Annotated in this window: 17 protein-coding genes; 2 read left to right on the forward strand and 15 right to left on the reverse strand. The window is 60.9% G+C overall.

Annotated elements, in window-relative coordinates:
• Positions 1-132: 132 nt before the first annotated feature.
• The 14 genes from L6R21_04020 to L6R21_04085 all read right to left on the reverse strand — a co-directional run bounded on the left by L6R21_04020 (position 133) and on the right by L6R21_04085 (position 21341).
• A complete protein-coding gene (locus L6R21_04020; protein ID MCK6558344.1) occupies positions 133-1125 on the reverse strand; it encodes a glycosidase in 993 nt (330 codons plus the stop codon).
• A gap of 512 nt (positions 1126-1637) precedes the next feature.
• Positions 1638-2690: a hypothetical protein gene (locus tag L6R21_04025; protein MCK6558345.1), complete on the reverse strand. Its 1053-nt coding sequence runs from the start codon at positions 2688-2690 to the stop codon at positions 1638-1640.
• The gene (locus L6R21_04030; GenBank protein MCK6558346.1) at positions 2687-4978 is read right to left on the reverse strand and encodes a glutamine amidotransferase; all 2292 of its coding nucleotides are present in this window, start codon (positions 4976-4978) and stop codon (positions 2687-2689) included. Before L6R21_04030 ends, L6R21_04025 begins: the two co-directional genes overlap by 4 nt.
• A 63-nt stretch (positions 4979-5041) precedes the next feature.
• Positions 5042-8383, reverse strand: coding sequence for a DUF4175 domain-containing protein (locus tag L6R21_04035; GenBank protein ID MCK6558347.1), 3342 nt, complete (start codon positions 8381-8383; stop codon positions 5042-5044).
• A gap of 258 nt (positions 8384-8641) precedes the next feature.
• On the reverse strand, positions 8642-10672 hold the full coding sequence (locus L6R21_04040) for a BatA domain-containing protein (GenBank protein ID MCK6558348.1): 2031 nt from the start codon (positions 10670-10672) through the stop codon (positions 8642-8644).
• A gap of 1068 nt (positions 10673-11740) precedes the next feature.
• The gene (locus tag L6R21_04045; protein ID MCK6558349.1) at positions 11741-12658 is read right to left on the reverse strand and encodes a DUF58 domain-containing protein; all 918 of its coding nucleotides are present in this window, start codon (positions 12656-12658) and stop codon (positions 11741-11743) included.
• A gap of 84 nt (positions 12659-12742) precedes the next feature.
• Positions 12743-13477 (reverse strand): hypothetical protein, encoded by a 735-nt coding sequence (locus L6R21_04050; protein ID MCK6558350.1) that lies wholly within the window; start codon positions 13475-13477, stop codon positions 12743-12745.
• 76 nt (positions 13478-13553) lie between these two features.
• Positions 13554-14579: an AAA family ATPase gene (locus L6R21_04055; GenBank protein ID MCK6558351.1), complete on the reverse strand. Its 1026-nt coding sequence runs from the start codon at positions 14577-14579 to the stop codon at positions 13554-13556.
• A gap of 22 nt (positions 14580-14601) precedes the next feature.
• A complete protein-coding gene (locus L6R21_04060) occupies positions 14602-15363 on the reverse strand; it encodes a DUF4159 domain-containing protein (GenBank protein MCK6558352.1) in 762 nt (253 codons plus the stop codon).
• Positions 15364-15367: 4 nt separating this feature from the next.
• Entirely contained in the window at positions 15368-16099 is a 732-nt protein-coding gene (locus L6R21_04065) for a DUF4159 domain-containing protein (protein ID MCK6558353.1), read from the reverse strand.
• An 83-nt stretch (positions 16100-16182) separates the two neighbouring features.
• Positions 16183-18810, reverse strand: a complete 2628-nt coding sequence (locus L6R21_04070; protein MCK6558354.1) for a tetratricopeptide repeat protein — start codon at positions 18808-18810, stop codon at positions 16183-16185.
• 337 nt (positions 18811-19147) lie between these two features.
• Positions 19148-20065 (reverse strand): hypothetical protein, encoded by a 918-nt coding sequence (locus L6R21_04075; GenBank protein ID MCK6558355.1) that lies wholly within the window; start codon positions 20063-20065, stop codon positions 19148-19150.
• Complete coding sequence (locus L6R21_04080; GenBank protein MCK6558356.1) at positions 20062-20652, reverse strand: anti-sigma factor; 591 nt, start codon at positions 20650-20652, stop codon at positions 20062-20064. Before L6R21_04080 ends, L6R21_04075 begins: the two co-directional genes overlap by 4 nt.
• Before the next feature lie 62 nt (positions 20653-20714).
• Positions 20715-21341, reverse strand: coding sequence for a sigma-70 family RNA polymerase sigma factor (locus L6R21_04085; GenBank protein ID MCK6558357.1), 627 nt, complete (start codon positions 21339-21341; stop codon positions 20715-20717).
• Positions 21342-21542: 201 nt separating this feature from the next.
• Here L6R21_04085 and L6R21_04090 point away from each other — a divergent pair, with 201 nt between their 5' ends.
• On the forward strand, positions 21543-22487 hold the full coding sequence (locus tag L6R21_04090) for a PDZ domain-containing protein (protein MCK6558358.1): 945 nt from the start codon (positions 21543-21545) through the stop codon (positions 22485-22487).
• 81 nt (positions 22488-22568) lie between these two features.
• Here L6R21_04090 and L6R21_04095 read toward each other — a convergent pair whose 3' ends face one another.
• Positions 22569-23360, reverse strand: a complete 792-nt coding sequence (locus L6R21_04095; protein MCK6558359.1) for a PhzF family phenazine biosynthesis protein — start codon at positions 23358-23360, stop codon at positions 22569-22571.
• A gap of 413 nt (positions 23361-23773) precedes the next feature.
• Between L6R21_04095 and L6R21_04100 the strand changes: the two genes are divergently transcribed.
• On the forward strand, positions 23774-25366 hold the full coding sequence (locus tag L6R21_04100; GenBank protein MCK6558360.1) for a glycosyltransferase family 39 protein: 1593 nt from the start codon (positions 23774-23776) through the stop codon (positions 25364-25366).
• Positions 25367-25372: the final 6 nt, after the last annotated feature.

Genomic DNA, 25372 nt, shown 5'->3' on the forward strand with positions numbered 1-25372 from the left:
GAAAATGTTCCATCCTCGGCTGGGCCGAGGTTTCCAAAACTTCGAGCACCGCAGCAACTCTGCAGTCTTTAATGCAACGAACAAGCCATCGCAGAAACACTCTTGTCAAAAGGCTGCGATTTCAGGCAGACACTATTTCTGCGCGCGAATCGCGGCTGCCAGCTCTGGGCTCACCGCCACCCCCGCCGTTTCTTCATTCATTCCGTAGTAGAGAAAATATTCCTCTTTGAACCGCACCAGCCCGGAAAGCATGATCACCGGCTCATCCTCCGGCCGCGCCGCAAGGCTCAAATAGGGCCGCTCGCTGCGCTGCAAAACTTGCCCGGGATGCTGCAGCGCAAACACCGCCTGCCCCGGATGCGATCGCCGCGCTTGGTCCAGGCCGTTGTAGAACAGCACCAGCTCGGAACCACTGACCAGCGGTGAGAAAGCCGGCGCAACGGCATAGTCGTCGAACTTGCCGTCTCGCGGTAACATCACCGGCTCCGCCTCCGCGTGCCACACCAACAGATTCTCCGAATAGGCGAGGCGTAGATTTTTTCCATCACTGAAATACATGAGGTAGCGGCCATTGCTCTTTTGCGGCACGATCGCGCCGTGACTGGTCTCGCCTTCCTCCGGAAAGAGCAGACCGTGTTTGATCCATTGCCGCAGGTCGCGCGCAGAGGCCAGCGCCACCCTGCGGTGGACGCCGTCAAAGGCGTTGTAGGTGAGATAATAAACGCCGTCAATCTCGGCCACGGCCGGATCAGCGCAGCCGCCCGGTGATTCAAAGTCGTAGGTCGGCGTGATGACAGGCTCAGGCTCGCGCACGAAATGCAGTCCATCCACGCTGGTGGCCAGGCCGATGCGCGAGGTGCCGTTCCAGCGGCCGGCGCCGCTGCGGTCTTTGGCTTGAAAGAAGAGATAAACCGTGGTGTCCTTCACCACTGCAGCGGGATTGCAAGCAGCCGCCGCTTCCCAGGTCGTGCCGCGCGGCCGCAGAATCGGATTGCCTTCATAAGGTTGCAGATTGAGAAACGGCAGGCGGACTTGCTGAGCAGCCGCATCGCCGAATGCCGCGAGCAGGCACAAAAAAACCGCGCTGCCCGCGCGGTAGAGGCGACAACTAGATTTTGGATTCATGGATTGATCGAGGTATTTGAACGTAACGCAGTCTGCCAGACTGCAAACGAAACAAGCTGGAAAAAACTCGCGGTCGCGTCAGTCTTTCCAGAGTCATGCTCTGCGTCAGCTTTTCAGACAAGCTGAAAACCGGGGCCGCGTTGCAGCGGCCTTTGTTTTTGAAAGGATAACAGGACTGCGCCAAAACGTCAAGTATACACTGTCTTCCTTGGAAGGCCAGTTCGACCCCGACGGGGTCGCATGGAATAGCCCATTTGCAACGCCCTGGGAACCGATGAGATCCATCGCTCCTAGCCCTGAAAGGGCGGCATTCCTGATCTGGTTCGATAGCGCCCCGGGGAGCTTGGTAATATCTCACGATTACCGATCTTCCAGGGCGTTGCCCTTCGCTGCTACCTTTCGCACCTTGGGGCTGGTTGTCTGTGCAACAGAATTCAACTTGACGTTGTAGTACGATCTACCCTCCCGGCCTGCTCCCCGAAAGGGCAGGCAAGCGCCGGTCAGTGGAGGCTTCACTTCCCGGCTCTGATCTCGCGGTTCAATTTCGCCAGTTGAATGAACAGCGTTTCGATCTGACGCTCATACTCTGCGGCAGACAGCGATTCCTTGCGCGCCTTGAGGGCTTCGATCTCCGCGAGCAATTTTTGTTTGGCAATCGCCAACGAGCTGCCGCCAGCGGCCGCGGTGATCAGCGCCGGCGCCGGCGTGGCGGTCTCAGGCACGAGGAATGTCTGCGCGGCAAGTTGTCCATCCGGCCTTTGCACGGAGGTCGCGGCCGCGGCCGTCAAGCCCGGCATTTCACTGCCCACACCGTCGCCGTTGTCGTCCAGCAGCGGATGCTCGGGCCGCAGGCGGTTGGCTTCTTCATAGAAGCGCACCACCCGGTCGCGGGCAAAGTCGAATGCTTCCAATAAAGAAAGCTTTTGATCTTTGTCAAGATCAGCTTCGGCGGGGCTGACAAAAGCCTCGACGAAAAATTCCGGAAAGGCGGTGAGATATTTTTCTTCCGCGCTGCGGGTGGCGGTGATCAGAATGCGATCGTTGCGGCTGAGCTTGGCCAGGAATCCGGCGCTGGCCGCGGTGGTATTCACCAAAACTTGACGCTGGCAGGGCAATTGACTCAGCAGCCGGCCGAAGTCGAGGTCGCGCAAATCCGGGCCTTCGAGATTGAATTTCGCGAAAGCGCCGTCATCGCTGCCGTGGCCAAAGAGCACGATGGTCAACAAATCATCCCGCTGCAGCGTGGTGGCCAGCTCGGCAAAGGCTGTTTCGATGTCCTGGGCGCGGCCGGGTTGCGTGGTGGCCGGCAGCCGCGTCGCGGATTCCGCGAACAGCATGATTTGGCGCGGGGCAAAGTGATGCTGCGTGATCAATGCATCATGCAACTGCAACGCCAGGCGGCTGAATCTTTCGGTGTAGGCTTCGCTGCCGCCTTTGCCGGCAATGATGACGACGCGTGTTTCCGCGGCCACCGGAGCGGCGCCGCCTGCCGCCAACAGCGCGGCGGCTGCCAGCAGGCAAAGCAGTGAGCCGCAGCCGCGAGAGCGCGGTGATGTGATTCTCATGACAATCCCCGTGCGCGGCGAATGAACCACTCGCTGGCGAGCAAAGCCACGATCAACAGAAAGAAGATGGGTGCATCCCAAATGTCGTGCTCCGTCAATTTCGCAAATGAACTGCGCGCCACGGTGATGGCATCAGGCAAGTCTTGCGACTGGTCGAGAGGAAAATAGCGGCCGCCGGTGATTTCCGCCAGGCGCTGCAGCAACGCCGCCTGCAAATCCGCGTTGGCCAATTCCGCTTGCGAAGGTTCGACAAAAAACGCAGTCTCGGCCTTGCCGAGAAATTGTCCCGCCCGGTGGTAGGCGAGAATTTCAACCGTGTACAAGCCCTCCGGCGTCGCTTGGTAGCGCGCCGCATACTTCGCGCCGCCGGCCGCAAGCTCAGCGCCCGCGTTCAAGGTCACCACCTGGCCGCCGGGAGCGGTGATCTTCACGGCAACGCTGGCTTCTTCAACCGGCACATACGCGCTGTCTCTCACCTCGATGTGCAGGGTCAAATCTTCCCCCGGCGAATAGCTTTCGCGATCCAACTCAACGGTAACCGGATCGGGCGACTGCAGGCTGAGCCAGTGCAGAAGCTGGCGCCAGAAGCGTTCGTGCGTTTGATCGCGATGATCCAGGCGCATTTGCCAGCGCCAGGTGCTGCTGGTGGCGAGCACGGCTGTGCGGCCGCGGCCAAAGCGCTGTGCCGCGAGCAAGAGGCGCGGCGATTCGGCGCGGTGCAGCGGATGCACCGCCAGCACAGTGGCGCCCGGCTTGGCCGCGCCGAGAGGATTGTAGCCCTGCAACAGCGGCAGCTTTTCCCAAATCTGTGCGTTCTTCACCGGATCCGCGTCCAATTGCAAGAGCGGCATGGTGAGATATTCTGCCGTGGGCGTGAAGCGGAATTCCTCCTGCAATTGCGGGGCAACGGCGCGGCCGTCGGCGGCAGAAAAAGGAGGCAACTCGACCGGCAACAACTCCGCAACCGGCGTGCGTTGATACTCGCCCTGGCCGAAGGAATGCCGGCCGCCGAGCATCATGAAACCGCCGCCGCGCTCGGCAACGAAAGCGGCCAGCAGTTGCAGTTGTTCGGCAGAAAAGAAGGAGGCCGGCATGCTGCCCAGCACGACGGCGTGATAGCCAAATAGTTCGCTGCGACTCTTGGGAAAGCCGCCGGCCAGCTCGCTGCCGTGCCGCAGCCCCAGCCGCAGAAATTTGTCCGTGCCGGTTTTGAGCAGCGAGGTCAATTGCAGCGAGGGATCGCCTTCCACGGCGCGGGCGATGAACTTGTATTCCCACGGATGCAACTCTTCGACATACAGCACGCGGGCAAGGCGGTTGCGGCTGTCGATCAGAAAACTCCTCTGGTTGTTGGCCGCCACCAGTTCGCCGGGCAGCTTGGGCAGGCTCACGCGGTAACGCGCAAATCCCGGCTGCGCCGGTGAGAATTGCAGGGTGGCGCGCGTGCTGCGCTCTTGCAGCACCAGCGGCTGGCGCTTGATGACGGCGTTGCCTTCGCGCAGCTCCAACTCCACTTGCCGGCCGGCATAACCGCGCGCTTGAATCAGCGCGTTGACTTCCACCGTGGCGTTTTCCAGCACCGAGCGCGCCGCATCGACCTTGGCGATTTGAACGTCTTTGCTGATTTTGGTGCCCACCCCGACGGTGAAAAGCGGCACCTTCGCCGCTAGCAGAGCGCGCGCCGCTTGCAGAGGATCCGCGCCCGCCGAGGCCGCGCCGTCACTGACCAACACCACGCCCGAGAGCGTGCCCAGTTGCGCCTGGCGGCCGGCATATTCCAGCGCTTGCGCCAGGTTGGTGCTCGTGCCCTCGGCCTGCAGTTGTTTTGCGTCTTGCAGCGGCACAACCGCGCTGCTGAACTGCCGCACCTCCACGCGAAAATTCTGCTGCAGGCGCGCGAGAATGCTGTTCGCCTGTGCTTCATCGCCCAGCCAGGAAGCCATTTCATCAACGCGCCGCCGGCCGCCGCTGCCGTCTGGAATCGCCATGCTTTGCGAATTGTCGAGCAGCAGCAAGACGCTGCTCTTCTGCGAAATCACCGTGGTAACGGAAAGCGCCGGCTCCAGCAGGCAAAACGTCAGCAGCGCGAGCGCCGCCAGGCGCAATACGATCAGCCCGATCCGCCAGCGCCGCAGCAGCGGTGCCGTGGTGCGACGGTAAGCCAGCCACGACATGGCCAGCAACACCGCGGCCAACAGCAGCAGCACCAACAGCGCTGGTTGCCACCGCAGCAGCCAGCGCCCCTGTTCATAGACGATCGGACTGTATTTGAAGAAGAAATCGAACATGGTCAATCTGACAGCAAAGTTGAGGTTGTGCGGTACTCATTCTTGCGCCGCGGTGGACCGAGGTCAATTCCCGCCTTTGGCCAACTTGCGGAAATACTCCTCCACCATCTTGCGGTATTGCGGCGGCACGCGTTCATCGCGAATGGTGAGCAAGCGCTCGCGCAATTGCAGAGCTGCGAGCCGGCCGGCCAGTTCCGCTTCGAAGCGGCGCATCGGTTCCATCAGCCGGCGCTCGACCTCTTCCAAGCGTTGCGGATCGCCGCCCTGAAACGAACGCAACACGCCGCGATAGTTCTGCATGAGACGGCTGTAATCATCAACCAGCGCCGTATCGCCGCGCAGAAACTGCCCAATCTCCTCCAAGTGCCGTGCGCCGCTCCACAGTTGCTGCTGCCAGCGTTCCACCTCCTGGGGCAGCAGCCGTTCGCCGGACGCGGTGCTGCCGGGATTCTGCCCCGGCGGCAGCGCGGCTTCGGCCGGCGGCCGGCTTTCCGTCATCTGCTGTTCCAGACCACGGCGCACGCGTTGCGTTTCCTGCAACGCCAGATCGAGTTGTTCTTCGGGATTGCTGGCGAGCTGCGTCAAGCTGCGCTGCAGGGCTTTCTCGGCGCGTTGCAGCGCCTGCCGCGCTTCGTTCTGCTCCGCCAGCGCGCGCTCGAGATCGTTTTGCGCCAGCGCCTGTCCCGCCTGCGCCATGCGTTCGGGCACGCGGCGCTGCTCCAATTCATTCATCAAATTGCGCAGATCACGCGCCAGACCCGCGGGCTGCGGCCGATCGGCCGCGCTTTCCTGCAAGTGGCGCAATTCCTCCAGCGCCTGTTCGCTTTGCCCGCGCAGGGACTCTTGCTCCCGCTGCCATTGCGGCGGCGCCGGAGCAGACGGCGGCCGCTGTTGTTCGAGCGCCGCGCTCAGCCGGCCCTGCTGCTCGGCAAGCTGCTGGAACTCGTCGCGCAGCGTTTTCACCTGCTCGCGCAAGGAACCGGAGTGCTGGCGCTGCAGCCGGTCTTGCAAGCGGCGCAAGCTTTCCACCGCGCGATCACCATCCGCCGCGGCATGCGCGGGATCTTCGCGGCGGAGATTGTCCAGCGATCGCTGCAAATCCTGAGTGGCTTGTTCCATGCTTTCGAGCAGCCGCGTCTCCTGGCGTTCGCCCGCCGCACCGGCGTTGCTGAGTTGGCGCATTTGCCGGCTCAAGTTCTGCAACTCACGGTTGATTTGTTCCTGCTCGCGGCGCAGCCGCTCGAGCTGGCGCCGGCGTTCCTGCGGCAGCGCCGATTCGCGGCTGAGCTGGCGATTCAGCTCGACCAGCCGCTCCTGGCGCTGCGCGAGTTCCCGCACTTTCTGCTGCGCCTCGGTCAGGCCGCTCTGCAGTTCCTGCTGTTGCTGCTGCTGCTGCGTCTCATATTTCGATTGAATCTTGTCGAGTTCATCTTTGAAAAGTTGCGCCAGCTCTTCGCGGCTCTGCAATTGCGTGAAGCTGGAGCTGGTGCCTGCGCCTTGCATGATCTCACGGCGCCGCAGCTCTACTTCCGCCTGCAACAAGAAGCGGTAGGCTTCCCGCTCCGGCGTGAGGGCTTCACTCAAGTTGCCGGCTTGCAGGAGCGGCACCGCCCGCTGCATGGCTTCCGCGGCCTGGGAAAAATAGACGGTCATTTTGCCGGCGCCGCTTTCGCCGGTGAACCGGCCGCGCGTGGCGGCATTGGTCGCCATCTGTTCGATGGACTCCTGCAGCCCGGCTTGCGTTTCGGCGAGCGCGGCGCTGCCGCGGTTGTACTCCTCGGCGGTGATCGCCGGCCGGCGCTGCAGCAATTTCCAGGTGGCGGTGATGATTTCCTTTTGCGAAATCGCCAGGCCGCTGCCGGGCTGGGCGCTGCCCCCGCCCTGGCTCAAGGCGCGGTAGAATTCCTCCTCAAAAGGCCGGATCTCGAAAAAGTAGAGATCGCTGGTGGCCATTTGCCTGGCATCGCGGGCTTCGTAGTAGTAGGAAATGAAATCGCCCGGCCGCACCTCGAGATCTTCCAAATAGAGCACGGTGGCAGCGGTGTATTCCACCGCGGTTGCTTCCGGCTTCTGGGAGCGCGCGGCCTGCGGCAGCAAATCCACGCGCACGCTGGGCTGATTGTTATGCGTGTAGATCAGCGTCAATTGCTGCAAGCCAAAGTCTTCGCGCACCGACGCCTCCAGCGTCACTTCTTCGAGCATCGTCGGCCGCAGATCGCGGCCCGGCCGTGTGAGCGTAATGTGCGGCGGCTCATCGGGAGTAACGTGAATGAAATACTCCACCGGCTTGTTGCTCAAGCCGTCGCGGTTGGTCAAGCGCAGCAGGTAGGAATCGTCTTGCGCCACGGTGAAGCCGGCGGTTGCCAGCGTGTCACTGCGCAGCGTCATCTCCGTAAAACTGCCGTCGCTCATCTTCCATTCCGCTCTTGCCAGTGCCTGCGTGGCGGTGACTTCAATCTGCACTTCGGTGCCGGCTGGTGCGTAGACATCGCCGCTGCTTTCTTCAGTCTTCGGCGGCCGCGCGATCTCGCGGGGATAGATGTAGGTCACGCGCAGCGTCTTGACCTCCGGCGCGGCCAGGGCAATGATGGTGAAGATCGGTGAGATTTCCTCGCCCACGCGCACGTAGTAGCGCAGCGTGTCGAGCACGTCGTAGAGCTGATAATTGAACGTGCCGAGACGAGTAGTTGCATTCATGGCAAAGGGCTGCCACTGCTCGCGGCCTTGTTCGAGATAGATCGTGGCACCGGCAGCGTCATGTTCCGGCGTTGCAGCGATCACTTCCACGGTTTCACCGGCCGGCACACGGGCATCACCCGGTTCCACCTGCAATGCCTCCAATTCCCGGCCCGCCGTGCCGCTGCCGTCAAAATAATGCAAGCCCTGCGACTGGTAGAGATCGGCAAAACGCAGGAACAACAAGGTCACCAGCGCGGCCGCGGCCAGCGCCAACGCCCGCCACCAGACGGCGAAGCGAAGCTGCAATTGTGCGGAGAGATTCACCCTGGCCGCTTGCGCCGCGGCATCTTCCACCAGCCGATCCCACAATGGATTTTCGCGATCGCCGGCACGTGCCCCGAACTCGACCGCGGTGGTCAGACGATCTTCCCAATCCGGATTCATCTCTTCGAGCCGGCGTGCCACCTGCATGAGGGTGGGACGCCGGCGCAGCGGCAGGATCAAATACTGCAACAGCAAAGCCAGCCAGGCCAGCGTGCTCAGTCCCATCACCAACCACCACCAAATCGTGGCCTGGTGATAGAGCGGCCGCACCAGCAGCGCCAGCCCCGCCAACGCGAGCAATCCCAGCAAGGCCAGGCCGGCACCGCGCTGCCCACGGCTGCGACGCCACGCCGCCAAGCCAGCGGCCAAACTGTCTTCGAGTTTGCGATATTTGTAGTTCATCTTCAAACCGGCAAATGCCAAGCTGGTTTAGTGTAATCAAAAAATGCCTGCGGCCTCGGGTCGCCGGCGCCTCAGGAAAAATGAGGTGCTCCACTCGTGCACTGGTACTGTCGAAGATCTATTTCGTTTGTTCGCAGAAGTTCCCACCTCCACTGAACCGAGGCTGCAAAAGTCCGCGTGTCGTGGAAACTCGGCGGTTTTCAGAACAACAGCCAAGCCGTCGCCCGAACCTCCATTAGCAAAAATGGCCTCCTTGGCTCAGCGCGGCGTGCGACTCGCCAGCCAGCCTTCCAAAAGCAAAGCCCCGAGCACCGCCCACAAAGCCATGCGCCAAAGCCGTTGCTGCCGCTCCACCTCGCGGGCAGAAGGTGCCGAGACTCCGAATACACCACTGAGCTGTGTCTCTTCCTGCGGGCGAGTGAAGCGCACCTGCAGATCTTCCGGCGGCAAGGCGAGCGGATCCGATTCGCGCGCATCAAGATTCACGGCCCGCCAACTTCGGCGGCCGCGCTGCTCGAATAGGTAATGCCCCGGCAATGCGGTTTCCGTGAACACCGCGGGCGCGGCAAGGGTTTGCTCCTGCCGGCTGCCGTCCGGCAACGTCACCGTGATGGCCTTGCCGGCCTCGAATTCGCCATTGATCAAAATCGGCTGGCCGACCAGCGTGACGGCGGTTTGCGCTTCCGCGCGGCGCACGTAGTCGAGCCACTGATGCAGCAACGGCACAAAGATGCCCCGGACCGGCAGATTGCCGCCGCTCAAATCAAGCGTCGAGGCCCACAACAACACTTTGCCTTTGCCTACCGCCAACTCGAGCAGCGCCGGCAGGCCGTCTTCGAAACCAGCCAGCCGCACGGCTTCCGCCTGGGGCTGAATCTGATAGCGCTTCGTCACTTGAATCGAGCTGGGATCGCCGTTGGCGGGATCGCGAAAAACACTGAACACCGGATGCGCAAAATCGATATCGGTCAAGGCCACGTGCTCGCGGCCATTTGCTGCTGAGGAAAGAATGCGGCCCGGCAGCAATTCCGCAAGCAAATGATTGAACGTCTCGCCCGGCGGCCGGCTGCCCAGCGCGATGATCAAGCCGCCGCCCTGCTGCACATAGTCCCGCAGCTTCTCCGCCGCGCCGTTGCTCACACCCGTAACACCGGCCAGCACCAGGGCAGCAAAATCATTGGCCAACACCGATTCGACGGTATTGGGCGTGCTGGCCGCAAGTTCCAAGCCCGAGCCGGGCAATTCCAGGGCAGAACGCAAATAGCGCTCGGCGCTGCCCTCTCCCTGAACCAACAGCACGCGATTGCGCTGCGGCGCGGGCGGCACGACGTAGAAGCGGTTATCGCCGGCAAACTCGTCCGCCGCTGCGCTGATCTCGAAACACCTTGCCCCCTCCAGCGTTTCGCCGAGCGCGAGGCCGGCACCAGCAAAGTGAACCGTCTGCTCGGCGCCGGCCGCGAGAACGAGGCGCTGAACAGCAAGCGGCCGGCGGCTGGGCGCGGCCGGCAGCAGCCGCACTGCGATCTCCTGCTCCTGCTCCGCGAAATTGCGCACGCGGCACACGTAGGCAACGCGGCCGCCCGCTTCGACACGGTCGCCGGCCAGCAGCGCGACGTTTTGCCAGCGCGGAGCGAGGGCATGGGGAATCAGATGCGCCGCGCTGTTCAACGTGAAATTGCCGAGCGGCAGATTGCTGACCTGCAGATCCGAAATCAAATGGAGATGCCGCTGCCGCAAGGGCGATTGTTGCAGCAGGTTGTCAGCGAATTGCACGGCCTCGCGCAAATTGCCCGCCGATTGCCGCTGCTGCACGCGCGCCAACGCTGCGAGCGCTTCGCCGGGCGAGGCATTCTCAGCCAGCACCTCGAGCGTGGCGCCGGCGGCAATGAGGCTGACTTGATCCGCGCTGCGGGCCTGACGCAGCACTTCGGTGGCGGCCGCCACTGCCGCGCCAAGATGATCGCCGGCAGCCATGCTCGCGGAAACGTCGATCACCACCGCCAGGCTGCGGGCATCGGAAGCAAGCACGCTTTCGCCTTGCGCGCCGGTGAGCAAGGGCCGCGCAAAGGCAAGGCCGAGCAGCGCCAGCGCGAGGATGCGCAGGGCGAGCAGGAGAATCTGTTTCAGCTTTTGGCGGCGCAACAAATGCGCGGGCGTGCGCTCGAGAAAGCGCATGGCGGCAAAATGAACCGTCTCCGCGCGATTGCGGTGAATCAGATGAATGATCACCGGAATCGCCGCGGCGGCGAGGCCTAGCCAGAGATAGGGTGTGGTGAGAAAGCTGAGCATGTTTCTGTGCGATCAATCGAATTGCGCCGATAGCATCGTCAGCCGGATGGCATGACAGCAGATAATTGCTTTTGACATGTCATAACGCAGGTTTCCAGCCTGCAGACGAAGGCAAGCGGGCAGCTCGCGCCAAAACCTCTTTGCGGTCGTAATCGTTTCTCCAGAGAGATACCATACTTCGTCAACTCTGCCACGCTGGAGAACATGAGCTTGCCGCATGGTGTTGTGGCGCAGGGCGCTGGCTTTGGAGTTTGCTCCCGGAGCAAGCAACCGCAAAACCTCCAGCGCGCGGCCCTCGCATATTGCGACAAGCACAGCAAAGGGCCCCACTAGAACCGAAAGACGGGGCCACGGATGAACTCGGATGCTCACGGACGCTCACGGATTTCGTGTCTTGGCTTCATCCGTGCCAATCCGTGTCGATCCGTGGCTGACGTTCCTCACTCCCCTTGCTGAATGATCCTTTTCCCATTGGAAGGAACCGACAAAATCTCTCGCGCATTGCCCTGCAGGGGCGGCAATCCTGAACTCGTTGTATGGCGCCCGCTCGGGGCTTGGTGAAATCTTGTGATTACCGATTTCCCAGGGCGTTGCCCTTCGCTTCTACATTTCGCCCCTTGGGGCTATTTGTCTGTGCAGTAGAATTCGACTTAATGCCTTAGTAGTCAAATTTGTGCAAAAAAAGCAAAGATTGTTTCAAGGAGTGCCATTTTGATCTGTGTTTATACGGGTTTCGTAACACTTTTTCAAATCTCCAACTTTTGAGATTCTTGCTAAAAGAATTCACGCAAAGACGCAGAGCCGCGAAGGCCCGCAAAGGTTTTTCAATCATTTGTTCTCTTCATGAAAGTCTGAAGTCAAGATTTTCTTTGCGTATCTTTGCGTCTTTGCGTGAGCTGTTGTTTTTCTTTTTTGGTTGCGGCTCGTTGTGTTGTAGTACTACTATTTATCCGATTGAAAAACGCTGTAATCATGTGAATCCTGTCAAAGCACCTCGGGGCCCGGCCGCATGGGCGAACGAATGCGGCAGATTCGTCGCGGCGCAAGGTCTGCGGTGAAGTGCGCCGTTCAGTTTTTTCCGCTGCGCGCGGCCAGATAAGCATGCAGGGCAAAATCCAGCGGCTGCGAAGTGCGCAACAACGCGTAGTCGATGCGGTTGAGTCCGCAAATGCGCTTCAACTCGCTTTGATGCGTCTGCAGGCTGCGCAGATACTGCTCGCGCAGGGCTTGCGGCATGCCGAGCAGCGCCGGTTCGTTTTCCCAGCCGACGAAGCGCGTCAGGCGGTTGAACTCGAAGTTCAACTCGAAATCATCCAGGACTTGCAGGGCAATCACGTCGTGGCCGCGAAAACGCATATGCTCGAAGGCGCTGGCGAGCGGCGGCAGGTCGCAGAAGAAATCACTGATCAAAATCACCATGCCCTTGCGCTTCATGCCCTCGGCCACCTGGTGCAACACGCGCAGATTGTTGCCGCGGCCGGCGCCCGGCTGCAGTGTTTCCAACTCACGCAGCAGGTTGAGCAGGTGGCCCGGCCGGAATTTCGCGGGAATTTGCAGCCGGATTTCATCGTCATATGCCAGCAAGCCGAGCGCATCACGCTGTTGGAAAATGAAGTAGGCCAGCGACGCCGCGAGATAGCGGCCGTAGTCGAACTTGGAAATCCGCGCGGGTTGGTGCCGGCCGCTGGTGCCCGCCATGCTGCCGGAGAGATCCAGCAAGATCGTGCACTGCAAGTTGGTTTCGTCTTCGTATTGCTTGACGTAGAAGCGGTCACTGCGGCCGAAGACTTTCCAATCAATGTGGCGCGGATCATCGCCGGGCGTGTACTGCCGGTACTCCGCGAATTCGATACTGAAGCCGGTGTAGGGGCTGCGATGCAGGCCGCTGAGAAAGCCTTCCACGACCGTGCGCGCCCGCAGCTCCATGCCTTTGAGGCGCGACAAAATTTCGGGATCGATGAAGCGCAGTGCCGGTCGCGGCGCCATGAACATTTCTCCTTCAACAGAAAAGCCGATCGCGAAGCGCGGCAGCCCTCGCGGCCGCACGATTGACGCTGCCGTTCCACGCGGCTAAAGCCGGCCGGCAGCCTGTGCCGGAGCCAGGAACTTTTTGTGCAACTGCTCAAATTTCGCCCGACTCACCAGGCGATAGTGCGGGTGATAGCGCTGCTCATACCCCTCGCTGTGATGCCCGACAAATTCACCGCGCGCCAGTTTCTGCTCCACCGCGGTTTTTTCTTCCGCGAAAGCCGGCAGCGCCGGCGCCACCGCAGCAATCACCGCCAAAATCGTCTGCCACTCTTTCTGCCACTCCGCCAGCGCCGGCGGTGAGGCGGCATTCGCGCTGTGCACGAATGCTGCCAGCAAATCTTCGGCTGGAATGATTCCCTCTTTGACCAGCTTGAGATTGACCCGCACATACTCGCCGTGCACGCCGACCGGCTGCCACAGCACGCTGTCAAAGTCGGTACTGGCGTGCAGCTCCATTGCCAGGAAGCGCCGGGCTGCCGCCGCATCGGGAATCATGTGGCCGGGGCCATAGGCGCCCTGAAAGAAAAACTTGTAGAGATCCTGCAGCGTGGCCGCGGGATGCAGCCGCAATTCCTCGCGCACCGCCTGTTCAATCCGCGCCGCTTGGTTCGAACCGGACTGGCAGGCGAGCACTGCCCAGCACAGGCCCGCGCAACCACACAGCAACAGCATGGCATTTGATTTCAACATGATCATCGGCAAAAAGGTGACAACTTCGCCTGACGAGGTCAGATTCAGCGCTGCGTCGCAGCCTTCACCGAGTAATCTGAGCAAGCTTGCTCTGCGCGCTCGGCGCCTCTGCGGTGAGGCTTGGAAAGTGACCTCGTCGAGTCAATCACGACGCCGGATTTCACAATCCCGACTTGGGCAGCGGCACGATTTCCAGCAGCCGCTTGATGATGTCCTCGGCTTTGACCTTCTCCGACTCTGCAAAGAAGTTGGTGAGTACGCGGTGGCGCAGCACCGGCAGCGCCAGCGCTTGAATATCCTTGATTGCAACGTTGACGCGGCCATGCAGCAGCGCGCGCGCTTTGCCGCCCAAAATGAGATACTGCGAAGCGCGCAGGCCCGCGCCCCAATTGACCCAGTTCTTCACGAAGTCCGGCGCCGTGGGCGTGGCCGGCCGGGTCGCGCGCACAAGCTGCACCGCATAGCGCGCCACGTCCTGCGCGACGAACACCTTGCGCACCAGCGATTGAAACGCCAGCACTTCTTCGCCCTTCACCACCTGCTGCAACACGGGATTGCGATTGCCGGTGGTGGCGGTGGCCACTTCCACTTCCTGCTCTTCGGGCAGATAATCCATCACCAGGTTGAACATGAAGCGATCGAGCTGGGCTTCAGGCAGCGGATAAGTGCCCTCCAGCTCGATGGGGTTTTGTGTGGCCAGCACGAAGAACGGCTCTTCCAGGCGGTAGGTCACGCCGCCGGCGGTGATGTGATGTTCCTGCATCGCTTCCAGCAGCGCGGCCTGGGTCTTGGGCGGCGTGCGGTTGATCTCGTCCGCGAGAATGATGTTAGCGAACAGCGGGCCTTTGATGAATTTCAGCACGCGCTTGCCGGAGGTGCGATCTTCCTCGATCACGTCGATGCCGGTGATGTCCGCCGGCATCAAATCGGGCGTGAATTGAATGCGTTTGAAATCCAGATCGAGAATTCTCGCCAGGGTGCGGATGAGCAGGGTCTTGGCCAGGCCGGGCACACCGGTGATGAGGCAATGGCCGCCGGTGAACAGGGCGATCAGCACCAGCTCGATGGTGTCGTCCTGGCCGATGATGAGCTTGCGAATCTCGGTGAGAATGGCATCGCGCGCTTGCTGCAACCGCGCGGCGAGCTGGCGCTCATCGAAGGTCTCGTGGGAGGCGTGCGGGTCCATGTGTTGTTCTCTTTTCCTTCGTTCAATGGGTCATGGCATAGATGACGTAGTTGATGCCCAGGCGATGGCCCACCAGCGAGTACTGCTTGGGATACTTGGGATCGGCCGAGTGTTCCCAACTGTCGCCGATGTCGACGTTGAAATTCACCAGCACCATCAGGCGGTTGTTGTCGTCGAAGTAGCCCCAGCATTGCGGCTCGACGCCGTCGTACTCGTAGGTGGTGCCGCGGATGATGGGCGCCAGCCCGGGCACCGGCGGCGGCGCCCGATTGAAATCAAAATAGCAGTGAAACACGGGATGATCCGGCTGCAGCCGCACCGGCTGCCGGTCGGGGAAGACGCGGCCGAATTCCGTCAGAAAATTCTCCCACTGCGCCGAGCCGTGAAAATCGTCGATCATCAAGAAACCGCCGCGCAGACACCATTCCCGCAGGGAATCGGCCTCGGGTTGCGCAAGCTGCATGAAGCCGACCTCCAGAATGTAGGCAAAGGAGCAATCGAAAAGCTGCGGATCGGTGAGCGAAATCGCGATGGCTTGATCGTTCACCGGCAGCCGCGTCACCTCTTCGAACACGCTGATGAAATTCTCCTCGGCGGTCGGATAGTCCACTTCCCAACTGTCCCACATTTGAAAGCGCAGGCGAAAACCGTAGGAGAATTTGCCCGAGCTGTATTTCAGGCGCATGAAGGTGAAGGCGTCGGGCTGCAGCGTTTGCGCCGCGGCGGGCGCGGGCAAATGCGGCAGCAGGCAAATGAGCACGAGGCTGAGGCAGATTTTCTTCATAAACTCAATGCGTCATGGCATAGATCAAGTAGTTGATGCCGAGTTTGAACGCTTCGGTGGAGAATTCGCGGTCATTTTCCGGCCATTCCCAGCCGTCGCCGATGTCGTTGTTGTAATTGATGAGGGCCATCATGCGGCCGTGTTCGTCAAAAATCGCATAGAAATGCGGCTGCAGGCCAAAATAAGGCGCATGCCGGCCCAATTCTTCGAATTCAAAAAAGCAGTGAAACACCGGATGCGCGAGCGCCAGCTCCTGCGGCGGTTCGGGCACCACCCGCTCCATCTGCTGCACGAAGTTGTACCATTCATGGTCGTTGCGAAAATCATCAACGAGCAGAAAGCCGCCGCGGCGCAGGTATTCACGCAGTCGCTTGACTTCTTCGTCCGCCGGCGTCCAGTAGCCCAATTCGCACATATAAAGCAGGGGCAAATCGAAAATCGCTTCGTCCTGCAACCGCACGATTCTGTTTTCGAACGTGAGCGGCAGAGTGGTGAGTGCCTCCAGCGCGATGTAGAGATTCTGTTCGGCGGTGGGATAGTCATGCGCCCACAGCGGGCCGCGGCCGCCAAAGCCCATGCCGAAACCGCTGCGGCCGGACTCCCACTCCACCCGCGTGAAGGTGAAGGCCGTGGCATCCGGCGGCGGCGTGCCGTTGCCGGCGGCACGCGGAGTTTGCGTCCAACCGGCCAGCGGCGCGAGGCCGAGCAGCAAAGCGGCGAGGCAAAATTGCTTCATGCGAAATTCACCACAGGTTGTTCAGCGAACGCAAAATCGGCGCGAAGCAACCCAACGGCATGGCCGCAACGCTGCGATTGGGTTCATTCCACCGCGCGCAGCAAGACTTCCTGCGCGCGTTCATAATCCGGCGCGATTTCCAGCGAAAGGCGGGCGTGCTTGCGGGCCAGATCGCGCTTGCCGAGTTGCAAGTAGGCCGACGCCAAATCGCAATGGGCACCGGCACGATCAGCGGGCTGCAAACCGAGCACGGCCTCGAATGCCGGCACCGCCACTGCCGGCTGGCGCAAGGCGAGATACAACTCACCGAGCTGGCGTTGCCGTTTCGAATCGTAGGGATAGATCGCCAGGGCGCGCGCCAAGGCCACGGCTGCCCCCGCTGAGTCGCGCCGCGCGAGCTGCCAGTCAGCCAGCGTGAGCGCCGCTGCGAGGGCTTCGCCGTTGTGGCTGGTCAAAAATTCCAGCTCGGCCACCGCTTCCTGCTGCCGGCCTTGCTGCCAAAATAAATCCGCCAGCAATTCATAGGGATTGTCCGCGCCGCCATAGGCCGGCAGGAGGGTTTTGGCCTGGCGCAGATACTTTTCCGCTTCCGCCGGTTGTTTGTTCTGCGCGAGGTACTTGCCATAGAGCAGCGCTGCGAAAAAGTTATTCGGCTCATTTTCAGCGAGACGGCGCAACCGGTCGCCGTCTTGCATCACCGGCGGATGCGGCGGCTGGCCGGCCATCTTGGCCAGCATCTTGTCCACGGGAGTTGCCGTGAGCAACTCGGTCTGCACGCGCTCCGGCTGGAATTTTTCCCGCAGGAATTGCAGAAACGCGCGATCGAACTCAGCGCTGGTTTGATGCAGGACGGCTTGCATCGCGGCCTCGGTCTTCTTGCCTTGTTTGAAGTGCGGCAGCAGCGCCAGCACTTTGTCAAAACCGTGGCGTTGCGTGATGAATTCCACCATCTGCGAGGCTTGATAATAAGCCAGGGAAACGCGCTCCGCCTGGCCGGTGAAGCTTTCATCCAGTTCGTGCAGCGGCAACACCTGGCCGGCGCGCAAGGCACGGAGCATGGCCAGCTCCATGTTCATGCCCCATTCACTGCGGGCGCGCGCCGCCTCGTAAACAGCCAGACCTTCGGCGAACGATCGCGGAATGCGGTTGGCGCTCAGCTCGAGGTGCATGACGTGCGCGATTTCATGCCACAGCGTTTCCTGCCAATTGAATTCGCCGCGTTCGCGGGCGCGCGGCGAATTCATGGTCACCAGCGGACCAAAACAAATTCCCAAGAAATACTGCGCGCCGGGCAGGCCGAAACAGCGCACCGCAAAATCGTCATGCTTGGGGAAAATTTCCACGGTGATGGGCTGCGGCGGCTTGACGCGATAGCGCGGCGCCATGGCCTGATAGGCGGCTTCGCACAACGCCGCGGCCTGCGCGCCGATGATGGGACGGTCATCGCGATGCAAGCGAATCAGGAAATGCGCGGTGCGCAGCGTGTCGTATTGCTCATACTCGTCAAACAAATTGAGCAAGTTGACCGTGGGCACGTGGAAAGGATCGTGGCGATAGGCCGTTTCCAGCAGTTGCTTCGCTTCCTGATCCTGCCCCAGCCGCGAAAGGCTGATGCCCAGCCCGGTGACGGCCGCCCAGTTCTGCGCATCCAATGCCAGCGCGCGACGATAGTAGGCCACTGACTCTTTGAACAGATAACGCCGCGCCGCGTCCGCCGCGAGGCTCATCAACACCACCGGATCCTGCGGGTTGAGCGCAGCAACTTGCGCAATGATTTGATTGACGGCCGCCTGGTCCATCCGGCGGTCCGCCAAGACGGCCTGCAAGCTGAGCGCCGGGCAATGGCGCGGAAAGGCTTTGCGCACCGTGGCGAGATGCTCCGCCGCTGCGCTCTCGTGATTGGCCGTCAGCAGCAACTCCGCCGCCAGCACCCGGGCTGCCGGATGGTTGGGATGCTTGGCGAGAACGGCTTTGGTCATCGCAATGGCTGCGCCGAGATCGCCGGCGGCCTGGCAGCGCGCCAAGCCCAATTGTGCCGGTACGCAATGCGGGTTTTGCTGCAGCGCCTCGCGGAATACCGCAGCGGCTTCACTCTCGTTGTATTTTTCGAGAAAAAGCTCGCCCCAGGGCAGGTACAGCCGCCAGTCTTGCGGCTCCAGCTTGACGGCCTGCTCGAACAGGCGATTGGCATCGTGGAAGCGTTCGAGAAAAATGCAGGCGCGCGCCACCAGTGCGATTTCGCGCGCCGGCAAGCCGGGCGTGGTGCGATAGCGCCGCAGCAGCGCTTCAAACACGCGGCGCGATTCCATGCGCTCGCCGAACTGCCATTGCAGCGCGGCATGTTGGAATTGAGCGGCTGGATCCTGCGGGGCAAGCTCGCGCGCGGCGGCGAAATGACGCAGCGCCGCCGGCTGATCGCCCAGAAACAATTCCAGTTCGCCCAGCCGCAAATGCAAACCCGCGTCGGGCTTGGCGGACAATGCGGCAGTCACCGCGGCGCGGCTCTCGTCATAGCGGCCCAGTTCCTGGTAGGCGAGACTCAAGCCGACGGCTGCTTCCGGCCGCAATGAAGCGGCAGCCGCAAAAATGTTTGCGGCAGCGGCATAGTCACCGCGCTGAAGGGCAGACCAGCCGGCGGCAAACTCGCCTTGGGCGAAATTTTCATGCGGGCGGCCGAGCAGCAGGAGTGAAAGTAGGAGGAGTGCGCGCATGTTCGTCTTGCAATCTCGTTGGGTGAAACCTCGTCCTAAAGCCACGAGAATGACAACAGCACTTGCGGGGCGGCGGATCCGGAGGTTAGTCCAGCAGAAGTTGGATTGCTGCGAAACAAGTGAAGACTTTCAACTCAGAGAAAACAGAGCAAGCGGAGCTTATCAGGTTTAAGAGAATTCTCCAATACATTTTTTACTGGCGCTGTTTTCTCCGGCTCATCTCTTTGGGTTGCGGCTGGGCCGCGTTGGGGGTGTGCCACAGGTCAAATCGCTACCGGCAAGGTCACCTCTCGAACAGTGCAAGCCGGCAGCCAGCGGCCGCCGCATGGTCCGGCTTTCACTTGATCAAATAGGTCATCTTCTCACCGCCGCTGCGCTGAATTTCGTGCAGCGTGATGGTTTCCTGATCGCGGATTTCCGTGCGCGAACGCTTTTGCACGACGCCGGCCTTGCGCACTTTGGTCTTGGCGGTGGAGGAGATGAGATTGACCTTCTTGACCACAAAGCCTTCGCGATAGGCGAAGTAAAGCTGGCCTTCGCTCACCGTGCGCGTCCAATACTCCTGGGTGATGCTTTGATCTTTGATCGTCGAATCATTGGAAGCGTCGAAGGTTTCCGTGTAATCAAGCTCGCCGCGAAAGTCGATCACCGCGCAATCGAACTCGCCGACGCGCTCGACCTTGCGGAACTTGTAGCGCGAAGTGACGATGGCGGAGGTGTCGGGCGGCACGTCGATGGTGAACCGCAATTCCCAGGAATAGCCCGGGGTGATGGCCTTGACCGGAAACACCGGCTGGCTGGGGCGATAGCTGCTGTTGTAGTAGAACGCGCGGCGGTCGCTGGGATTTTCGACCGAGATGATCTCACCGTTGGGCCGCATGCGCAACTGATACTCCAGCAGGCGGCCGACAGGGGATTTACGCTTTTTGAGCCAGGCCAGTTCCGTGGCGCAGTAAATGGAGTCGCGCTCGATCAGGAAGGAAATGTTGAGATGGCGGACGGCAGTGGAATCGATGCGGATGAATTTCATCACCGAGGTCTGATCCTGCCAGTGCTGCATGGTGTAACTCAGCGTGTCATCGCGATAGGCCCGCCATTCGACTTCATCATGAATTTTGTAGACGTAATTGTCACCCGGCTGCTGCTTGAATTCAAAAAAAATCGGGCCGGAAGAAAAGGAGCTTCTGTCGCAGCCCGACACGATGATCGCCAGGAACGTCAGCGTGAGACGCCAGAGGGGAAACCGGCGCGTCATCTCCGTGTGCCCTCCAGGGTAACCATCATCGCGCTCTTGGAGATCGGATCCACCGAGCCCATAGTGCCGCGCGAGATGCTCATCAACTCGATTTGGCGGCGCAACTCCGCCGGCATGTCTTCATCATAAACCGCGTGGCTGACGGGTTGAATCTTGAATTCCCGTACCGGCGCGAGGTGCTGCTCACTCCACAGCTCCGGCGGCTGGTGGTCGCGGTTGAATTGCTGCAATGCCGTCAGGCCGAGGGCTACGATCAGCAGGCTGGCGGCGGCAATCAGCAGCGGCCGCCAGGTGACTTGCACCAACCGCTGCCACACCGGCGCCGGCTGGTCGGCTTCGGCGCGCAACGGCAACACGCGGGCTTGCGCACACGCGTGGATTCTATCCCAGGTCTGCTCCCAATATTCGGCCGGTGGTTCGGGGACGGCGCGCAGTTGCAGCAACAGGGCCGTAGTGCGGTAACTCTCCAGTTCGCTGCGGCAGTCCAGGCAGCCGCGCAAATGTTGCTCCACCTCCTGTTGCAGGGTGGCGGGCAGCTCGCTGTCAAGGTAATCCAGCAGATGTTCTTTGATTTCAGTGCAAAGCATTGCTCAAGTCTCCAGGGTAGCAACGATTGTCAGATGAGCCACATTGTCCATCCCATGCACCCTCATGCTTTGAGATACATATGTAGCCGCTTGCGCAGCTTTTTGCGCGCGTGATGCAAGTTGGTGCGCACGGTGACCAGTGAGCATTTGAGCACCTCGGCGATCATTTTCTTCGACAGGCCTTCCACCTCGTGCATGAGAATGACGGCTTTTTGTTGCTCGGGCAGATCGGCAATGGCGCCGGTGATCTCGCTGAGCAGCTCCTTGTTTTCGAGCACCTGGTGCGGGTTGCGCACCCATTTGGTGGTGGCCAGCTCGAATTGCGAGGGCCCTTCGTCTTCATTGTCCAGGGGCTGCCAGCGCGCCCGCGCGCGCATTTTGCGGTGATCCATGCACAAGTTCACCGTGATTTGATACACCCACGAGCTGAAGGCTTCCGGGCTGCGCAGCCGCGCGATGTTCTTGAACACACGGATGAACGTCTCCTGCAGCACCTCGTCGGCGTCCTGATGATTGCCCAGCATGTGATACGCCAGCGAGTAGAGGTTGCGCGAGCAACGGCGGTACAATTGATGAAACGCGGCCTGATCACCCTGTTGGGCGAGCAGGACCAGCTCGGTTTCATCGTGAGCCGGCGGACTCGCGGGCGAGCCGGCCGCGCTCAATTTGGTGGCCAGGTTCGTGTTCATGCACTGATAAAGACGCGCACTTTTGTCTTCTGTTTAAGCGAAATATAACAAAATATCGTCCGAATGCTAAAACTTTTTTGGGCAGGGCCGAGTCTATGCCAGCGACCGCCAAGGAAAAGAAATGCACGTCAATGCCCACTCGCAGCGCGGCCGCCGCGGCCCGATGGTGTGCGGCAGTGGGCGTAATTCCAGGAGTCATTTATGATCAGATCGTTTCTTACCAAGAAATTGGCGCTGGCCGTGGGCGCGGGCCTCGCCCTGCTTGGCGGCCTGTTGTTTTGGAATGTGCAGGAGGGCCATGCCGGCGACAAATCCGGCAAGGGCTGGCTCGGCGTCAGTGTGCAAGAACTGACACCTTCCCTGCGTGAAGCCATGAAAGTCGGAGACAAACCCGGCCTGCTGGTGACCAATGTGGCAGATGGCAGCCCGGCGGACGAGGCCGGCATTCGTGAGGAAGATGTCATCATCGAGTATGCCGGCCAAAAAGTCGAGAAGGTGGATGATTTGACGCGGGCTGTCCGCCAAACCGAACCGGAGAAGAAGGTCAAAGTCGTGGTGCTGCGTGAGGGCAACCGCAAGGAATTCGAAGTCACGGTGGGCAAGTATGGCCGCGAGCGCAGCAGCGGACCGTGGCGCAGCTTTTCGTGGAGCGGCAGTCATCCCGCCGTTCCGGTTTTTCCCGGCCGGCCGCGCCTGGGTGTGCAGGTGCATGAGTTGAACAATGATCTGGCGCCCTATTTCAAAGTCGAACCCAAAGCCGGCGCGCTGATTTTGTCGATTACCAAGAACAGCCCGGCGGCCAAGGCCGGCTTGAAATCCGGCGATGTGATCATCAAAGTGGGCGAGGAAGTCGTGCGCGATCCGGATGATTTGATCGAGGCGCTGGGCGAGTATGACGAGGGCGACCGGGTCAAGATCGAGTACGTGCGCCAGGGCAAAACCGCCTCTGTCGAAGTGGAGCTCGAGAAAGTCGAGACTGATCGCTTCAAATACTTCCAGCCGGAATTCCGGCGCATTCCGACGCCACACGGCGCAGGCTGGGAGGAAGCCGAGCTTGAAGCGCCGGAGATTCTACTGCAACAGGATTTCCCGGTGTGGGATCTGATTCGCGGGAAGCGAATCAAAGTCGAGCTGAATACCATCTGAGCGTCAGAACCGTTGCTGCGGTGGGTCAATCCTGACGCGGTCCAAAGTGCCGGCGGCTTGCCAAAGCGCTGGCACTTTTTTTTATGCCAGGAGTTCGCCGCGCAGCACGGTAATCGCCTGGCCGCTGAGCAGCACGCGCTCCCCGCGCACGCCCACCTTCAAAAGTCCGCCGCGCGCTGAAACTTGCCGGGCAATCAGGTCGGTCTTGTCGAGGCGCGCGCTCCAAAACGGCCCCAGACAGCAATGCGCCGAGCCGGTAACCGGATCTTCATCAACTCCCGAGCCGGGTGCAAAGAAGCGCGAAACAAAGTCACAATCACTACTATGCGCCCGGCTGGTGACGATCACGCCGCGCACCGGAATCTTGTACAGCTTGTGGAATTCCGGACGAAGCCGGCGCACCTGCTCCTCGGTTTCCACTTCAATCAGATAATCGAACTTGCTTTGCCCGACGAACAGCGGTGTGAGGCCGAGCGCTTCGATCAAGCCGGCGGGTGCCTCTGCCGGGGCAGCGGCCGTCGCGGGAAAATCCATTTGTATCCAATCCTCCTGGCGGAGGGCTGTCAGCCAGCCGCTGCGGGTGTGGAAGCGCGCCGGCTCATGCGGGGAAAGATGGCCGGTCTCCCACAACGCATGCGCGCTCGCCAGAGTGCCATGGCCGCACAATGCCACTTCGACCGTCGGCGTAAACCAGCGCAAGTTGAAGCCGTCTTCCCGCCGCACCAAAAAAGCGGTTTCGGAGAGATTCATCTCCGCCGCCACCTGTTGCATCCACCGTTCCTCGCGCGCCGCCGGCAGAATGCACACGGCCGCAGGATTGCCGCTGAACGGTTTGCTGGTAAAAGCATCAATTTGCATGAGCGTGAGCTTCATGGTTGGTCCTTTTTCTTTTGGTTCCGCGTCGTGAGAAGATTTTTAAAAAGTGCCCGCCATCGCCTCCCGCCCGCACCGCCGCTGCGCCTCCACTGGTTTTTGACTCAATGAATTCACGGGTTCCCTGCTCTTCGCTTCCGGAGAATTGCGACTCAGGAGGCACATAGACCAGGCAAAACCTGCCTGCGCGCCATCCCGGCCGCTGCTTCCGCACCCGCCGCGCCTGCGCTGTATATCATTGCACAAATCCTTCAAGACAATCCCTCCACTTCCGGGGTGTTCAGGGTTTATTCAATGGGGAGGCCGGTTTGTCACAGGCTCAATTTGGGTGCATACCCTTTGTCCTGGCGTTGCTTCTTGCAGCAGCAGCCATTCTCCAGTCCGCCAACAAACCTTTCACTTTAGATGAAGCCATGCCGTTCGCGTGGAATGCGCGCGCCATCAACGACAAGGGCCTGGCTGTGCTCGGCGAACGTGTGGCCGGCGATTCCACCGCCACGGTGCTGGAAATCGCCCACCCGCCACTCTATAACATTCTGCTGGCCTGCAGCTTCAGACTGTTTGGAGAAGCACCGGCGGCCGCCCGCTTGCTTGGCGTGCTGTGTCTGCTGCTCACCGCCGGCGTACTGCTGCTGATCGCCCGGCGATTGTTCGGCGCGCAGCCGGCAACGCAGATCTGGCTCACCGCCATGACCTTGACGGCGGTGAATCCCTATTTCATTCAGTATGCCTTGCTGGTGGATATCGATACTTCGATTCTCACCTTGTGCATGACCGGCACGATTTACTTTTTCATTCGTCTGGTGCAGACGAACTCAACCGGCAATCTGCTCGCCACCGGCCTCGGTCTCGCCGCCAGCTTCTGGGCCAAGGAAATGACGCCGCCGATCCTGCTGGCCGCCATTTTTTTCTTTCTCTGGCCTTATGCCGGACTACGGCGGGCATTGCGGCAAACCACAGCCATCGCTGCCATCGGCGTGGGCGTGTTCACCCTCACGTGGTGCCTGTTCTGCGCCTGGACCAACGTGCCGCCGCTCGGCTTCGTGGAGTTCACCCTCCTGAAAAAAGGCGCCGCCGCCAGCCCGTTTTCTCATCTGCCCAAAGCGGGATTGAAAATCAAATCCATGTTGTACTGGCTTTCGCCGGCGCTGCTGTTGCTGTTCTGCGGTTATGTGGCCGGCCGCATCAAAGCCCTGCGCGTCGCGCGGCGTCTCGAGGGGCAGGATTTCCTGCTGGTGTATGTCGGCCTGATGTTTTTCTACACGATGGTGTATATTCCCAGTTCCACCTGCAATCCCCTGCAGAAATACGATTACCCGGCCATGCCGTTCATGGTTCTCGCGGCGGCGGCCGGCTTGCACCGTTCGCTGCCGTTGCTCACGGCCAAAACCGCGTTGCTTCTTCTGCTCGTGGGCGTGGCGCTGTTCTGCTGTTACTGGCTGTGCAAGTTGCCGGACCCGCTGCTCGCCGTCTCGGTCAATGCTCTGCGCTTCCGCAGTCCGGCGAGCCTGCTGTTGCTCCTGCCGCCGCTGGTGGCGATGCTGGCGCTCAAGAAATTCCGCCCCACTTTCACCTGGGGCCGCAGCCTGGTGCTGGCAGCCGGCCTGGTCGTGCTGCCGCAAAATGCCTACGTCACGGTCAAGCAAATGTCCGACTACACCACCTCACCCTGCTGGGAAAACTACGGTGAGCGTGGCTTGGCGCAAACCATCGCCTATCTGGCCAAGCGCGTGCAGCCTGAACATGAGCTGGTGGTACGCAAGGACATCGGCTACTACCTCAACGGCATTGCCGGCCTCGAAAACATGCGCTGGTGGTATCCGATGTTTCGCAGCGAACTTCAGAAGATGAAAGAAGACTTCGCGGCGATCGATGCCTCCGGCGCCATCGCCTACGTGGTGTTGGGTCCCTATGATCAGCGCGCGCCGGCCCGCCAGGTGATCCAGCCGCATTTCACTCTCGAACAGGTGTTCGGAGATTTCGAGATCTATCGCCGCTGTGAGTGATTGCCG

Source organism: bacterium, assembly GCA_023150945.1.
Lineage (GTDB): Bacteria > Zhuqueibacterota > Zhuqueibacteria > Zhuqueibacterales > Zhuqueibacteraceae > Coneutiohabitans.

Bases quoted from the DNA above. Each gene is read 5' to 3' on its own strand.
- L6R21_04030 (MCK6558346.1), bottom strand. From the start codon at position 4,978: ATGTTCGATTTCTTCTTCAAATACAGTCCGATCGTCTATGAACAGGGG.
- L6R21_04035 (MCK6558347.1), bottom strand. From the start codon at position 8,383: ATGAACTACAAATATCGCAAACTCGAAGACAGTTTGGCCGCTGGCTTG.
- L6R21_04065 (MCK6558353.1), bottom strand. From the start codon at position 16,099: ATGAAGCAATTTTGCCTCGCCGCTTTGCTGCTCGGCCTCGCGCCGCTG.
- L6R21_04100 (MCK6558360.1), top strand. From the start codon at position 23,774: ATGCCGTTCGCGTGGAATGCGCGCGCCATCAACGACAAGGGCCTGGCT.
- L6R21_04055 (MCK6558351.1), bottom strand. From the start codon at position 14,579: ATGGACCCGCACGCCTCCCACGAGACCTTCGATGAGCGCCAGCTCGCC.
- L6R21_04095 (MCK6558359.1), bottom strand. From the start codon at position 23,360: ATGAAGCTCACGCTCATGCAAATTGATGCTTTTACCAGCAAACCGTTC.
- L6R21_04085 (MCK6558357.1), bottom strand. From the start codon at position 21,341: ATGAACACGAACCTGGCCACCAAATTGAGCGCGGCCGGCTCGCCCGCG.
- L6R21_04045 (MCK6558349.1), bottom strand. From the start codon at position 12,658: ATGGCGCCGCGACCGGCACTGCGCTTCATCGATCCCGAAATTTTGTCG.
- L6R21_04090 (MCK6558358.1), top strand. From the start codon at position 21,543: ATGATCAGATCGTTTCTTACCAAGAAATTGGCGCTGGCCGTGGGCGCG.
- L6R21_04080 (MCK6558356.1), bottom strand. From the start codon at position 20,652: ATGCTTTGCACTGAAATCAAAGAACATCTGCTGGATTACCTTGACAGC.
- L6R21_04040 (MCK6558348.1), bottom strand. From the start codon at position 10,672: ATGCTCAGCTTTCTCACCACACCCTATCTCTGGCTAGGCCTCGCCGCC.
- L6R21_04025 (MCK6558345.1), bottom strand. From the start codon at position 2,690: ATGAGAATCACATCACCGCGCTCTCGCGGCTGCGGCTCACTGCTTTGC.
- L6R21_04060 (MCK6558352.1), bottom strand. From the start codon at position 15,363: ATGAAGAAAATCTGCCTCAGCCTCGTGCTCATTTGCCTGCTGCCGCAT.
- L6R21_04075 (MCK6558355.1), bottom strand. From the start codon at position 20,065: ATGACGCGCCGGTTTCCCCTCTGGCGTCTCACGCTGACGTTCCTGGCG.
- L6R21_04020 (MCK6558344.1), bottom strand. From the start codon at position 1,125: ATGAATCCAAAATCTAGTTGTCGCCTCTACCGCGCGGGCAGCGCGGTT.
- L6R21_04070 (MCK6558354.1), bottom strand. From the start codon at position 18,810: ATGCGCGCACTCCTCCTACTTTCACTCCTGCTGCTCGGCCGCCCGCAT.